18 protein-coding genes and 1 tRNA gene are annotated in these 12,762 nt (G+C 47.5%); 3 read left to right on the top strand and 16 right to left on the bottom strand.

Features of this window, described 5'->3' with window-relative positions; all coding sequences use genetic code 11:
- Positions 1-9: 9 nt before the first annotated feature.
- The 16 genes from ACYVE4_RS27905 to ACYVE4_RS27830 all read right to left on the bottom strand — a co-directional run bounded on the left by ACYVE4_RS27905 (position 10) and on the right by ACYVE4_RS27830 (position 9,199).
- Complete coding sequence (locus ACYVE4_RS27905) at positions 10-231, bottom strand: hypothetical protein (RefSeq protein WP_461043698.1); 222 nt, start codon at positions 229-231, stop codon at positions 10-12.
- 10 nt (positions 232-241) lie between these two features.
- Positions 242-643 carry a hypothetical protein gene (locus tag ACYVE4_RS27900; protein ID WP_461043697.1) on the bottom strand — a complete coding sequence of 134 codons (402 nt, stop codon included), beginning with the start codon at positions 641-643 and terminating at the stop codon, positions 242-244.
- Positions 644-655: 12 nt separating this feature from the next.
- The gene (locus ACYVE4_RS27895; protein ID WP_461043696.1) at positions 656-877 is read right to left on the bottom strand and encodes a hypothetical protein; all 222 of its coding nucleotides are present in this window, start codon (positions 875-877) and stop codon (positions 656-658) included.
- A 12-nt stretch (positions 878-889) separates the two neighbouring features.
- A complete protein-coding gene (locus tag ACYVE4_RS27890; RefSeq protein WP_461043695.1) occupies positions 890-1,270 on the bottom strand; it encodes a hypothetical protein in 381 nt (126 codons plus the stop codon).
- 6 nt (positions 1,271-1,276) lie between these two features.
- Entirely contained in the window at positions 1,277-1,606 is a 330-nt protein-coding gene (locus ACYVE4_RS27885; RefSeq protein ID WP_461043694.1) for a hypothetical protein, read from the bottom strand.
- Entirely contained in the window at positions 1,603-1,902 is a 300-nt protein-coding gene (locus tag ACYVE4_RS27880) for a hypothetical protein (RefSeq protein WP_461043693.1), read from the bottom strand. Before ACYVE4_RS27880 ends, ACYVE4_RS27885 begins: the two co-directional genes overlap by 4 nt.
- Before the next feature lie 100 nt (positions 1,903-2,002).
- A complete protein-coding gene (locus tag ACYVE4_RS27875) occupies positions 2,003-2,395 on the bottom strand; it encodes a hypothetical protein (RefSeq protein WP_461043692.1) in 393 nt (130 codons plus the stop codon).
- A 12-nt stretch (positions 2,396-2,407) separates the two neighbouring features.
- Positions 2,408-2,878 carry a hypothetical protein gene (locus ACYVE4_RS27870; protein WP_461043691.1) on the bottom strand — a complete coding sequence of 157 codons (471 nt, stop codon included), beginning with the start codon at positions 2,876-2,878 and terminating at the stop codon, positions 2,408-2,410.
- A 92-nt stretch (positions 2,879-2,970) separates the two neighbouring features.
- Positions 2,971-3,666, bottom strand: coding sequence for a hypothetical protein (locus tag ACYVE4_RS27865; RefSeq protein ID WP_461043690.1), 696 nt, complete (start codon positions 3,664-3,666; stop codon positions 2,971-2,973).
- Positions 3,667-3,698: 32 nt separating this feature from the next.
- Positions 3,699-5,165, bottom strand: a complete 1,467-nt coding sequence (locus ACYVE4_RS27860) for a replicative DNA helicase (protein ID WP_461043689.1) — start codon at positions 5,163-5,165, stop codon at positions 3,699-3,701.
- On the bottom strand, positions 5,122-5,325 hold the full coding sequence (locus ACYVE4_RS27855; RefSeq protein ID WP_461043688.1) for a hypothetical protein: 204 nt from the start codon (positions 5,323-5,325) through the stop codon (positions 5,122-5,124). The genes ACYVE4_RS27860 and ACYVE4_RS27855 overlap by 44 nt, the downstream gene beginning before the upstream one ends.
- Entirely contained in the window at positions 5,322-6,086 is a 765-nt protein-coding gene (locus ACYVE4_RS27850) for a hypothetical protein (RefSeq protein WP_461043687.1), read from the bottom strand. The genes ACYVE4_RS27855 and ACYVE4_RS27850 overlap by 4 nt, the downstream gene beginning before the upstream one ends.
- Positions 6,087-6,115: 29 nt before the next feature.
- Positions 6,116-6,361: a hypothetical protein gene (locus ACYVE4_RS27845; protein ID WP_461043686.1), complete on the bottom strand. Its 246-nt coding sequence runs from the start codon at positions 6,359-6,361 to the stop codon at positions 6,116-6,118.
- Positions 6,358-6,723 (bottom strand): hypothetical protein, encoded by a 366-nt coding sequence (locus tag ACYVE4_RS27840; protein WP_461043685.1) that lies wholly within the window; start codon positions 6,721-6,723, stop codon positions 6,358-6,360. Before ACYVE4_RS27840 ends, ACYVE4_RS27845 begins: the two co-directional genes overlap by 4 nt.
- 79 nt (positions 6,724-6,802) lie before the next feature.
- Positions 6,803-7,867 carry a hypothetical protein gene (locus ACYVE4_RS27835; RefSeq protein WP_461043684.1) on the bottom strand — a complete coding sequence of 355 codons (1,065 nt, stop codon included), beginning with the start codon at positions 7,865-7,867 and terminating at the stop codon, positions 6,803-6,805.
- Between the two features lie 51 nt (positions 7,868-7,918).
- Positions 7,919-9,199: a phage integrase SAM-like domain-containing protein gene (locus tag ACYVE4_RS27830; protein ID WP_461043683.1), complete on the bottom strand. Its 1,281-nt coding sequence runs from the start codon at positions 9,197-9,199 to the stop codon at positions 7,919-7,921.
- A gap of 124 nt (positions 9,200-9,323) precedes the next feature.
- Here ACYVE4_RS27830 and ACYVE4_RS27825 point away from each other — a divergent pair.
- The 3 genes from ACYVE4_RS27825 (at position 9,324) to ACYVE4_RS27815 (ending at position 12,372) form a co-directional block, all read left to right on the top strand.
- A tRNA-Asp gene (locus tag ACYVE4_RS27825) sits at positions 9,324-9,392 on the top strand.
- A 168-nt stretch (positions 9,393-9,560) separates the two neighbouring features.
- The gene (locus ACYVE4_RS27820; RefSeq protein ID WP_461043682.1) at positions 9,561-9,782 is read left to right on the top strand and encodes an ISAon1 family transposase N-terminal region protein; all 222 of its coding nucleotides are present in this window, start codon (positions 9,561-9,563) and stop codon (positions 9,780-9,782) included.
- 490 nt (positions 9,783-10,272) lie between these two features.
- The gene (locus ACYVE4_RS27815; RefSeq protein WP_461043681.1) at positions 10,273-12,372 is read left to right on the top strand and encodes an outer membrane protein assembly factor BamB family protein; all 2,100 of its coding nucleotides are present in this window, start codon (positions 10,273-10,275) and stop codon (positions 12,370-12,372) included.
- The last annotated feature ends 390 nt before the right edge of the window (positions 12,373-12,762 follow it).

Raw genomic sequence — 12,762 nt, 5'->3', positions numbered from 1 at the left:
TAAGCTAGTTTAATTGGGATGAATTGAGTTGTGATAAATGTGGGCGGTTGATAGCGTGCCAATCCGTAGGTGTAAGCGTTTGCCCATGATTCGGGCGCTATACTGTTGCAACTCGGCCAGCGTATAGAATTTCCGGTAGAGGCCCAGCGTTACCGCGTAGTGGCGAAAGCTGGGATTCTGATTGACGAATTCCATACAGAACAGGCGTTTTTGATACTCAGTGGGGTTCATAATTGTGGGGTTAGTATCCATTTTTACGAAGTCGACTGATCTTGACCAGCAGGCGAAGCTGATCGGGGGGAACCCCTGAGAAATCCGGCCGAAGCGTTTGCCTTACCTGAATGAGTTCTGGCACCTCAGCTAAGTCTAGCCATCCTCTCTGACAGGCTCGCAGTAGCTTGACTTTTGTCTGTTTAGATAGAGACAGTTGTCCACTAGCCCTTAGAAAGCTGACGGTTCTACTTAGGAGGGGCATTAACTCCAGTTCTTCCTGGGTAAAATCGTCGGTGTCAATGATAGGCCTGGGCGAGGGGCTACCTATTTGTAGCTCCGGGAAGTCAGCCAAATTGAACTGATTAGTCCGGATTGCCAGCAGCATACGTTTCTGAAGGTCAGCGGGTAAGTCAATGATCTGGGTTTGCATAGCTAAGTAGGCTTACGATTGAATACGGTCGAGAATACGAATGGCTTCGGTGACGGTTGCCAGCTCTGCTTGAGAAAGTCCTTCCAGATCGGATTCAATGGCTGTTCGACCCGCTTGGACCAGTTCAGGGAACTGACGGATATCCAGCTCACCGGTTTGAATGGCTTTGAGCAGGCGAACTTTAAAATCACGCGTTAGGGGTACAATGGGCGAGTTGGTGATTAGTGTTGTCATGATTTATATGGGTTAGTCTAGTTGTAGGGCTAATTCGGTTAGAAAATCAAGTTCCTGCGGGGAGTAGATGGCTAGATCGATCTGACGCTTTTGACAAGCCTGGATGAATTCAGGGAACTCAGCCGGGCTGATCACTGCGGCTCCAATCGCCTTGAGTAGTCGAATTTTAATGGACCGGTCCAGATTGATTAGCATCGGTTGATACCGGGCTCTAGCCAGCAGATCATTCAACTGCTCATTTTCTGGCTCCGTGAAGGGATAGGATGAGCGAGGAGTTGGCGCAGTCTCATCAGGCAGCAACTCAGGGAAGGCCGCCAGGTTAAGCTGGTCCGTACGCATGGCAGATAGTAGTCTCGCTTGGAGTTCTTTAGTCAATGGGATGGTTTGGTTCATAGTCGTTTAGCCTAAAAATGAGTAAGTGTCGAGTGGAATCGGCAAAGCCAGATCATGGGTATCCTGACCCTTTCGGTGCCGTTCGGAGCGGATAAAGTCCAGTCTGGCCTGTGGGTGGTAAATGACCACATGAGCGCGTTCCTCTGGGGAATTATCCCAGGAGCTAGCCATTAGCGAGTACATGAACCAGTTTCGCACGAACCAGATGGGCTTGTGAGTATTGCCTTTTAGGACAGAAAGGGCGTTAGCGTCTTTGGCCTTTAGAGCCGCCCGGATCACCTGCTTGTATCGCGGGTCATTTGGCTCGATGGTGATAATATATGAATAATTATTCATGTATTGGGGTTATTTAAAATGTGGTCGATTAGCGAATTCAATTGCTCGTCTGTGAGCCCGTCAAGCCGGTTGGTTATGTCTACCTTTTGCTCGCGTTGCTTGGGCAGGATGTATTCGAGGAACTTGAGGTAGGCGGTCATCTCGTCCTTAGGGTCCAGCTCATCCAGGATGGTAACAATCCGATCAAACCGACCATCGATAAGCGCAGCAATGCGGGTTTTAATGTCGGAGGGTACTTTGTTTTTAGACCCTGGTTGACGCCCGCCTTTTTTAGTATGTCCCTTTTCAAACTTCATAGGCTGCTGTCACTATTTTAGTGGGTTTTTTAGTGGAAAATAGGTGGTACCTCTTTGCTGATATCCAGTAGGGTGGGCCGGGTAATGGTTACTCATTCAGTCAGATTTGAAACGTCTTCTGAATTCGTTTACGGGCACTTAGAAACTTAGGTACGAGCTCAAACCACTCTTCCCGGACGAGCGTCGCGTGGATGCTATCGAGTATGCAAGGGGCTAATTGTTGAGCGGCTATTGGGTTGAGTTCTTGAAGATCCCGGATTTCACGGAACACCTGACGAAGGGTGGTTGTCCTGCCCACCAGGTAGCGACGCATCCAGAAATCAATTCCATCGGCCAAAGCCAGGTAATACCGGGTATGAGCATCCAGGCCCTGTTGTTCACCAGCCTCCAGATACCGGGGCAGCTGCAGCAGGTACCTCATTAGCTTGGAAATGTCGACCGTCGTGTCTTTTAGCTGCTCAGGAAGAGTCAGGATTGTTTGAGCGGGAGTCATGGCTAATTTATATTAGTGTTGGTGGAAATAGATAGGCCCAAGTTCAACAGGTACAAAGACGTCCGTAAGCTGACCATGAAAGCTATAGACTGGTGTGTTCCACTGGCCGATAGCAATAGTAGGGCTCGGCATAAAACTCCGTTCAGCCATTTCGTTCATGCTGTAGTACTCTTGAAGGTCTTTTGAAAACAGCGCGTTATCGGCTCGAAACGTAGCGAGTCGAAAACTACCTTCTTCGAAGGAGAGCAGATGATCCAGCCGTTTCTTAACACTTCCCGTAATAGGTACGCACTGAATGCAAACCCCACTTTCTTCGTAGGCAATAAGTCTACCCGCTTTCAGCAGCTCAAGCACATGAGCCCGTTCGGATTCGGGCGTATCGGCCAGAAATCTTGACGTTCGAGCCCAATATTTTTGATAATTTGGAACCGTGACTTCGACCCATAGTAGGGAGGGTATTACGTATTGGGTTTTGGTGTTCATAGCGATTTAGCGTTAATAAAGGCATGTGGGCCTTCGACATTGACCGATGTTTGCGGGAAGTGCTTTGTTAATGATTGGTGAGGTTATTTGGATTATAGGTTGAGGGCGGCCCTCGTAGGGCTGAATAGGGAAAGAATTATCTGGGCACATTCCTGCACGTCACCACCCATATAGGCGCTTATCAGGCCAAGTGCCCGGTCATAAAATACATTGTAGTTATCCAGACAGAATTCCACTTCAACATCTTGAATTTCCCGGTTAACGGACTGCTCATGGAGCAACGATTCCGGCATTTCACTTTCAGGAACCATAACCGTTCTCCCGGACGCATCGGTAGTCGGATAGTAGCGGGCAAGCCGACCAAAGAACTGCTCGAAAGCCAACCATTTTTGTTGTTTACCCTGGGCATATGTGTGCGATAGCGACAGAAGCTCAAGGTACTGTTCAATCTGGGTCGGCAAGTCGCAGACGCTGGAGCAGTCAAAGCAGCTTTCCAGCTCAGCAAACGGATCGAACGCATCTTCCTCGTTTTCTTTCCACTTGGTATGCTCATCGATGTAGGCATCAAACTGGCCAGCGGCAAAGTCAGTACAGACCTGATGAAGCCGGGAGAGCTTTTTATGCAGGTTTTCAGCCTGGCGGTGCGCTTTAGCCAGCCTCATGAAGACGTCATCTGGAATCTGACTGGTTTTGCTATCACAGTTGTAGCAGAAGCTTTCAGCCAGTTGGTAGTTGGTTAGCGCTTCCAGGTAGAGTTCGCCAATGTGGCGGAGATTAATGTAAGCCATAGACTGATATGTGTTTTGAGTTACGTGATTCATTAAAAACCTTCCTGACCGGGCTTGACTTGGTTTAGCGGCCAATTTGAGGTAAGGCTTGGTGCTTGATCGGCGATCCGGTTGGTGGCCACATCCGCCCAAAACACGGCGGTTCCCGTTTCCCCATCCCGACTCTTGACAATACCGTATTCGAGAAGTTGATCAAAGGTGGGTTCGACATAGCTAGTACCTGAAGCCTCAGCCGCGTCCCTGGCAGCCTTTTCTTTGTAGTAGTCATCCCGGTAGAGCATGATGATCACCGTCGCATCCTGTTCAAACTGGCCGGTTGAGCGCAAATCAGCCATGCTCGCCCGCTTACTGCCCTGCCGGGTTTCCACGCTCCGGTTAAGCTGAGCTAGTTCGATGATTGGACAATCGAGCCGCTTGCGAAGGCGCTGAAGCTTGTTGGAAACACTGGTCAGAATGTCGTATTCGGCAGAAGACTTAATCGTACGATCAGTTAGTTTCTGTACGTAATCGATGATGACCAGTCCAATGCCGTAGCGCTTTTTCCAATGCAAAAGCTTGTAGGAAAGGTCATTCACGTCGGCATTGTGATCGTCGTAGAAGTGAATGGGTAGCTGCTCGATTCGCCCAATCGCGGTATGAATATGGGGGAACTCCTCTGGGCTGATTTTACCCTTTTTGATACGGGAATAAGGAATACCCGTATCAAAGGCTATTATTCGGTTCATCAGGGACTTGGCAGGCATTTCAAGGGAGAGGAAAGCCACTGGTATTCCTTCGCGAGCTGCCGCTATCGCATGAAATACGCCTGCAACACTTTTGCCCATGCCGGGCCGACCGGCAATCATGACGATATCCGAATCCTGCCAGCCTCCCAGATTACGATTAAGTTTCCCCAGCCCTGTATTGACACCCGTCAGTCCACCAGGTTTATTCATAGCAACTTCAATGGAATGGACTGACTCGCGGATGATCTCGCTGAGGCCTCGGTCCGAGCCGACGGATAAACCTGCGGAAACCGATTCGGCGGCTTTAGACAACACATCTACAACCTGACTCACCGAATCGCCAGATCGAATGCTAGTGATGATAGCCCCTGCTGACTCAATCGCCAACCGTTTGACCCACAAGCTGCGTAGATGCGTACAGGTATCGGTAAAATCAATGGTTTTGGCTTCCCCCGGTAAATCAATCAGACTGATGCCCATATCGATGAGTTTCGTAGCGGTTCCATTGGCATTCAGACGCTGCAAGACGGTCCCGAGTCGAATGGTCCTACCTTCGCTATCCAGGGTGCAGAGCGTGTCAAACAAAAGCCGATATCCTTCATGGGTCAGTACTTCACTATACCCTAGTAGCTCTTGGGCATCGGTGATGAGCCTGGGCATATCCAGCAGCATGGCAATCAGCGCCCGTTCGGCTGCGGTGTCTGACGGTAAGGTATAAACGTCAAGGAGATTAGTACCCTCGCTGGCTTTTCTGTTGTTGTAGGCTTTGTTCATACTCAAAAATCAATTTGGCTTCATGGAGTTCTTCCTGCTGCTGGGTGACTGGATTTGGGGGCGTAAAGGTTAAATCAGGCGTTGGTTTGAGTCGGGGACTGTTGAGGCTGCGATAAGGCTTGAGCCGCAGCATCTGCTGGATTTGTTCGGCTTGAGTCATGATAGTTCACGATAAGGCTTGTGGGTAGCTAAGGGTTGAGCGGCAGGGTGAAACGTTCCGTTGGTAGGCGATCTAACCGGTTGACTGGATCTGATCTCAAACAAGCCTTGCCAGCCGTTGCGAATACTTTGTTCAATCATGGCAATAGCTTCTGCTTCAGAGTGATTGGCCAGCAACTTGAGTTGCTGACTAACCGAGCTAGGCTTAAGCGCCTTTTTTTGCTCCTTTCGGAACTGCTCCCATTCTCGCCAGGCTAGCTTGAAGGCATCAGATTGGTATTGGAAAGCGGAAAGCAGTTTGGCCATCTCTTCCCCGTTGGGGGATTGAGGGGGTTTATTACTTTTATCTCTTTTATTACTTTTTATTGTTTGCACTGGTATTGCAGTTGTATTGCACTGGTATTGCATATCTGCAATTGCGTCCGTTTCATTACAGCCGTCACTATTGCAGTGCTTTTGCAGAAATGCAATAGCGAGTTTTACTTTGGTCCCGTGGCCTTTGGTTTGCATGATGACCTCGATAATTCCCCAGCTAGCCAGGTCGTCAATGGCTTTAGCCAGGGTGTGCTGCGATCCGATAAAGGTCATCTGCATCGTGTAGAGAACCGGTAAATCCAATACCTCCCGTTTGGTGCGGTTGCGTAGCTCACAAATCCAGGTAAACAGACTCTGATGATGTGGCTTACACCCCATCTGCATGGCTTCATTTTGCTCTACTTCAGCATAGAAGGCTCGTGTCAACTGGTATCCAGTGCCAAGCATAATTCAGTCGTAGTTAGAAAGTTCAGCGTCTACACGGCTGGTAGGTCGCAATTCGTCGAAAGGGTATTGCGCCAAGTTTGTAAGTGCCGCTCATCAGTGACGAAAAGTGTTTCACAATCTGTATCCTTCGGAAGGTTCTGCAATTTCTGGCTAGGTAATTGTGTGATAATTCGGTAGGAACGACCGTTGACCATAGCCCGAATAACAAAGCCGAATTGAGTCAGACCTAAGGCTAATATTTCACCCTGGGCTGCCTTAATAGTGGAGATCATCATGCGGCTTTCCGTCCTTCTCTGCGCTGGTGTCTGCTAGTAAACTGCTCATCGGCTTCCTGTAGGAAGCCCTTTGCAGATTTGCTCCTTTTATTGAGTTGATCTTGTTCTATTTCGTCTCGATCCAGTAGGATGCGCTTACCTACTTTCGTGCGGCTCAAATGAGCCGTTTCCTGTCGAACTGTGGATTCTGGAATACCTGGATAGTATTCTTTCCTTGCAGTTTGAAAATCAACCTTTTTGCTAAATGTATTTACTGATGTAGATTGATCAGAAGGTTGATAATATTTAAGTGCCACACTAACCGCATCGGCGACAATTGCTTTAAGCTGTAGCTCTGTTGTTATAATTATTTTGGCTTCCACGTTCGTTTAATTTAGTAGAACATGTGCCAAAATTCAGTAATGGTAATCAACAAAGAAATTAACTCAATTAACTTCGTAATTAAGTTAATTTCTTTGTTGATTGTTTTTTAGGTATAAGTGCCAGAAAATGAGGGTAGTATTTTGTTCTTACTGTCGTGTCTTGCCTGAAAATACCTGCATCTTTAGTTTCTAAATCTAGCCTGGGAATATATTCATTTAATAACTTAGCCAAATCTGTATCTAATTCAGGGGAATAAGCACGTCCAGAGTTTTTCACTGCATCCCACCAAGCAACAAGCATAGATTTTTTTCCTCTCTTACTGTCGATCCATATCCTGTCACCGTTAATTAAAGGAGGATCTATTCGACATAAAGCATTCATGCAAATTTCAAGATCCTCGGTAGTATGAAATAATTTGTCAAATGAACTGAAAGCCTGCTTTCCATAGTTTTTGTCGGATATCTTCTCTATATCTGAATAGTTAATCAGTTGAGATAGATAATTAGATAAATGAAAATTAAAGTGTTCTTTTAAACGTTGATAAGATTCTTTTTCATTATGCAAACCCTGTTTAGTCCAAAGCCTTATTTCAAGTGAAGTATTTTCATCGTCTTCTAAAATTGCTTTCGCCACTTTACTAATCCAAATTGAATTTTCGAAATTCAGTAATAACTTTGCAATATTATTTGCAAATACTTGAGCCTCTGTGTAATACTCAAAGTTGTTTGAGGAGTCTAAAATAATTCTTTTAAAAAGGTTGAATTTCTTTTCAATTTCAAGCAAGTTTTTTATTATTCCTGTTGATAATATATTATAATCGAAATAAATTTTTTCTATTGCTCCAGCACTCTTTAAACTATAAAATTCTCTAAGTGCTTCGTTTACCTTATTTTCTGCATCTAATAGTTGCCTTCTTGCGCCAGAATCTTCTTTGTGTTTTGGTTGGTGAGCTTCATTCCATTGCTCATCAGTGACATATTTTTGAATAAATAAATGAAAAGAAGGTTCTTTATTAGAGTTTATAAATTCATTGAATAAATCATTTTTAAGTGGCTCATTACTTAGAATGAGGTCACGGAACTTATATGAATCTAAAGTATACTCAATCTGCCGCTTAAATTCATTGTAGTTTATATCATTCATCTCGCTATTTTTTAATTTAAATAAATCTCCTTTGTTATTTCCTCAGATGGCTTACAAATTATCAAAAGCCTCATCAATTAACTCATTCTCAAACGAAGCAAGGTAGGTCTGGGTAACACTTTCGGTCTGGTGCCCCATTGCTTCGGAAATTATAGCGGTCGAAACACCTGAACGCTTAAGCGCAGTTGCAAAGCTATGTCTGGCCACATAGGTCGTTAAAGGAGTGTCAATACCAGCCTGTTTGCCAATAGTCTTCAAGTCTTGGTTAACCTGGCCTTTGATCTTATGGAGCCGATTAGAAATCTGTAACGGAGTCTGGTGTCTTTCTGGATTGACGATGCCAAACACATAAGCATCCGGGCTGGTGGCCGTGAATTGGCGGTAATACTCCAGCACACCCATAGCAGAGACAGGTAATTTTAGGTTAAACAGCCCACCCGTTTTTTGCCGAACATATTGCAAGCGCCCTCCCTGCACATTGCTCCAACGAAGCTGCGCCATATCAACGTAGTTAATACCACCGCCGTAGTACGAAAACAAAAATAGATGTTTGGCCAGCAGTAGGCGAGGGGTAGCTACTTCGATGGCTTCAATGCGCTGTATCTCATCCTTGGTAATGGCCCGTTTCCGGGTGGACAAGTCAAACTTGGCCAGACTGAATTTATCGTACTCGGCGACGTTGCGGCTAAAGGGGTACAAATCCGCTGGAAGTAATTTCTCGCCAATAGCCCGGTTCATGGCAGCTCGCAGAGTCCGGAAATAAACACTCATAGTCGTATCCGCGCAGCCTTCACTCCGTAGGTAGGTTTCAAAGCGGTTCAGAAACATAACGTTTACCGAAGCCATAGGGCAATCCTTGCCTTGCAGGTATTTGGATAATGACCGGTGGATATCCCGGTACACATTGGCATTGCCTACCCGCTGAGCGGCCTGAAGCTGCTCATAGATCTCTTGCAAATAAGCCAACATCATAACCCCTTTACGATCCCTGCGGGGCTTCTTACTTTCCTCAGTCACGGCATCGATAATCATATCGATGGTGAAGGCATGACCAGTGTCTTGTAATCGCCTAGCGGCATCCGCGTAGGTTGTTTCCCACTTCTTGATCAGGGCCAGTAATCGCTTCTGCTCGGGATGGCTACGACGAGGTAATTCCTTTTCATCATCCCACCAGGCGCGAGTGCAGTTTTCACCAATGGAGATATATTTGCGTCCGCCGTCCTTGGTAATTCGGAGCCTAAGCGGATGAGAGCCATCGGCCATAATCTTGCTGGTGTACAGCATGACTTTGACCTGGGGTAATCGGTCGCTAGGCAGTGGATTCGTTGGCATTTTGGACCGGTGTACAATTTGGTGTACATAAAGGTATATAAATAACCAATACTATCCAACACTAACCAGTACTATGACTTGAGTTAAAGCACTGGTTTACAAATCAATAAAATATAATAGATTTTAACCAGCAGTAAAAGTTACCTGCCTGTCACGCAGGGGGTCGCGGGTTCGAGCCCCGTCCGGACCGCCACTGAAAATCAAGCACTTATCAGAAATGGTAAGTGCTTTTTTTATGCTCGGTTTAAACGCTGATTTAAACGGCTCAAGGCCAATACTGAATCAATACGGATCAAGTACAAAAGTTGTGGAGGGCGTTGCATTTTTCTAGGTTTGTGGTTTTACCCAAGTCTAGCTCATTTTGGAAAGTTTCTTGCCTTTAGTTGAATACCTCTTACCAGAGTTCATCCTGACTTATTATCGATTAACCCGTGTCGAACACGAGTTAGAAGTACTTCATCTGTATCGGGAGGAGAAAAACTACGCCGAGTCGGCTAAGCCCAACGGCCAACTGTTATCCAGGGGCTTTCTGCCTGAAATCACCATTCAGGACTTCCCTATTCGAGCCAACCGTGTTTTCTAGCATATCAAGCGACGTCGCTGGCTCAATACCAAAACTCAAAAAGTAAAAACGGTGTAACAAATTGTTGGAAAGATCTATTGATTGATAGTAAGTTAACAGCTTAATAGATAGAATTCGTTGGGTTTTATTTGGCAATAATGACCAGTTCAAAATGGGGGAGATTGGTCATAACAAAGTTTAGAATGTCAGAAATATGCAATGCCCCCAATGGCTTTATGATGAGATTTCTTTCTTGTTTGAATGAAGCATAGTATTACGGTCTAGCCTACCTATTATGTAAGCTTCTTGGCTTAGAGCCTCGATACCATGTCATGGATGGCCGAGTATTAAAATAAATGAATCCATGACCCAACAGGAACTTGGGAGGGAGTAGTAATCAATAAGCGGAAACGACGACAGAGTTTGTGCTGGTGCTGAGTCAGATAAGTCCAGAGATTACTCCAACTTTCGGTCATTTTGTGTTCATTTGTACTTTCCTGCAACCCTACTCATGAAACGGTTCACCTACCCTGTCTTACTCCTGACTGTTGGTCTGTTCAGCCTGACCGATAAACCCGCTACTACTGATTGGCCCGAATACAATGGCGGGCCGGATCGCAACCATTTTTCCCCGCTCACGCAGCTTAATCCCACCAATGTCGCGGGCTTACAGGTCGCCTGGGAATATGCCTCTGGCGGAGTCGATACGCTCAAAAACAATACTCAGATTCAATGTAACCCACTCATTATTGATGGTGTACTGTACGGTGTTTCGGCGGGCTCGCAGGCTTTTGCGCTCGACGCGGCCACGGGCAAGGAACTTTGGAAAACGGCTTTCACCGACGATACCTTCACCATGAATAGCCGGGGCGTTACATACTGGACCGATGGACGGGAGGCCCGGATTTTCTTTGCCTACGGCTCGCTACTCTATGCCCTCGACGCCCGTACGGGAAAACCAGTGGCCAGTTTTGGCAAAGGCGGAAAAATATCGTTAAAAGAGGGGCTTGCACGTCCCGGAGCCGACGAATATATAGTGAGCAATACGCCGGGCGTAGTGTACAAAAATCTGCTTATCATGGGACACCGCGTCTCAGAGATTGCACCTGCCCTGCCCGGTGATATACGTGCGTACGACCTGCGCACAGGGCGGATTGTCTGGACGTTCCACACCATTCCACACCCCGGCGAGTACGGGGCCGACACCTGGCCAAAAGATGGCTACCTTAACTTCGGAGGAGCCAATAACTGGATGGGCATGGCCATCGACCGGCAGCGGGGCATTGTCTATGTGCCCACGGGGACTGCGGCATTTGATTTATACGGCAGTACTCGGCCCGGCCAGAATCTGTTCGGCAACAGCCTGATAGCTCTCGACGCAGCCACAGGCAAGCGACTTTGGCATTTTCAGACGATTCACCATGATATCTGGGATCGTGATATTCCGGCTCCGCCCAATTTATTCACCGTCGTTCATGATGGCAAAAAAGTGGATGCTGTTTCGGTTTTATCAAAACAAGGTTTTCTGTTTGTCTTCGACCGGGTCACGGGTAAACCGCTGTTCCCGATTGAAGAGCGACCCATGCCTGCTTCTACCGTGCCAGGAGAAAAAGCCTGGCCTACCCAGCCAATTCCCCTCAAACCTGCGCCCTTTACCCGCCAATCGTTTTCGGAAAGCGATATCAATGACTTCGTCACCGACCGCGACACGATCGTGGCCCAGCTCCGACGCTGGCAAAAGGGTAAAGAGTTCTATCCCTTACCCCTGAGTCCTAACCGGACTGTGTTTTTCCCTGGTACCGACGGAGGAGCGCAGTGGGGTGGGGCAGCGGTAGACGAAGCTGGTATTATGTACGTTCCTTCCAAGCAAATTCCAGTCACTATGGGTCTGGTTCCGACTCCCGTTGGTTCGACCAGAGTCGTTGAGCGCACTGGTAGTCAACTCTATCAGACTCACTGTTCCAACTGCCATGGTCAAAACCGCGAAGGCAGTCATGATGGTAGTTATCCGGCCCTGATCAGCATTTCCCAAAAACGTAACGAGAAGTCAGTGTCTGAGGTTCTGGCCAAAGGCCAGGGCATGATGCCTGCTTTCACCTCTCTGAAAGAAGCCGAGCGGAAAGCCATCGTGGATTTTTTGTTCGGTAAAACAACATCTGTGGCCAGCAAGACTGACCTTAATACAGCACCCTACCACCACACCGGGTTTACCCGTTGGTATGACCGAGCCGGGTATCCGGTAAGCCGCCCACCCTGGGGCACCCTTACAGCGATCGACATGAATACGGGCGAACACCGTTGGCAAGTCCCACTGGGCGAGTATCCAGAACTGGTGGCGAAGGGCCTGCCGCCAACGGGCACCGACAACTATGGTGCCCCGGCCGTCACGGCGGGCGGGTTGTTATTCATTGCCTCCTCGCGTGACGAACTGATTCGGGCGTTCGACCGAAAAACAGGCCGCGAACTCTGGCGCGCCAAATTGCCCGCAGCCGGGTATGCTTCGCCGAGTACCTACGCCGTCAATGGCAAGCAATATGTGGTGATTGCCTGCGGGGGAGGCAAACTCAAAACGAAGTCGGGAGATCGGTACGTAGCGTTTGCGTTGCCGTAAAGAGCTATTTGGTCGGGCATCGTCATTTGTTTTTTCTAAATGCGTTCATCCTGGCTTTGGTCTAAGCTCATACGTGTCTACTACCAGCCGGGCGGCCATCGAGCCAGCTGATTATAGGATCTAGGCTACCTCAGCGCTTGATTTATTCATCGTACTGGTGGACTTGCCCCGCTCATGGCGACCGTTTAAAAGCAACCTGGCAAGACCGAGCAAAGCATACGAGCTGAGAATAACGGCTGGTAGCAGCCGATACCGTGGCTTCCTTTCCCGGTTGTGAAGGTGTGTTTCGGCGTTTGAAATAAAGGCAATCTGTTTCCGATTTGAGCTAAGTCTAATGTGAGTTTACTCATCATCAACAGAGAATCAATGTCGTGTCCTGCACTTATTCTT

The organism is Spirosoma harenae (genome assembly GCF_054776975.1).
This window is presented reverse-complemented; position numbering and strand designations above follow the sequence as displayed.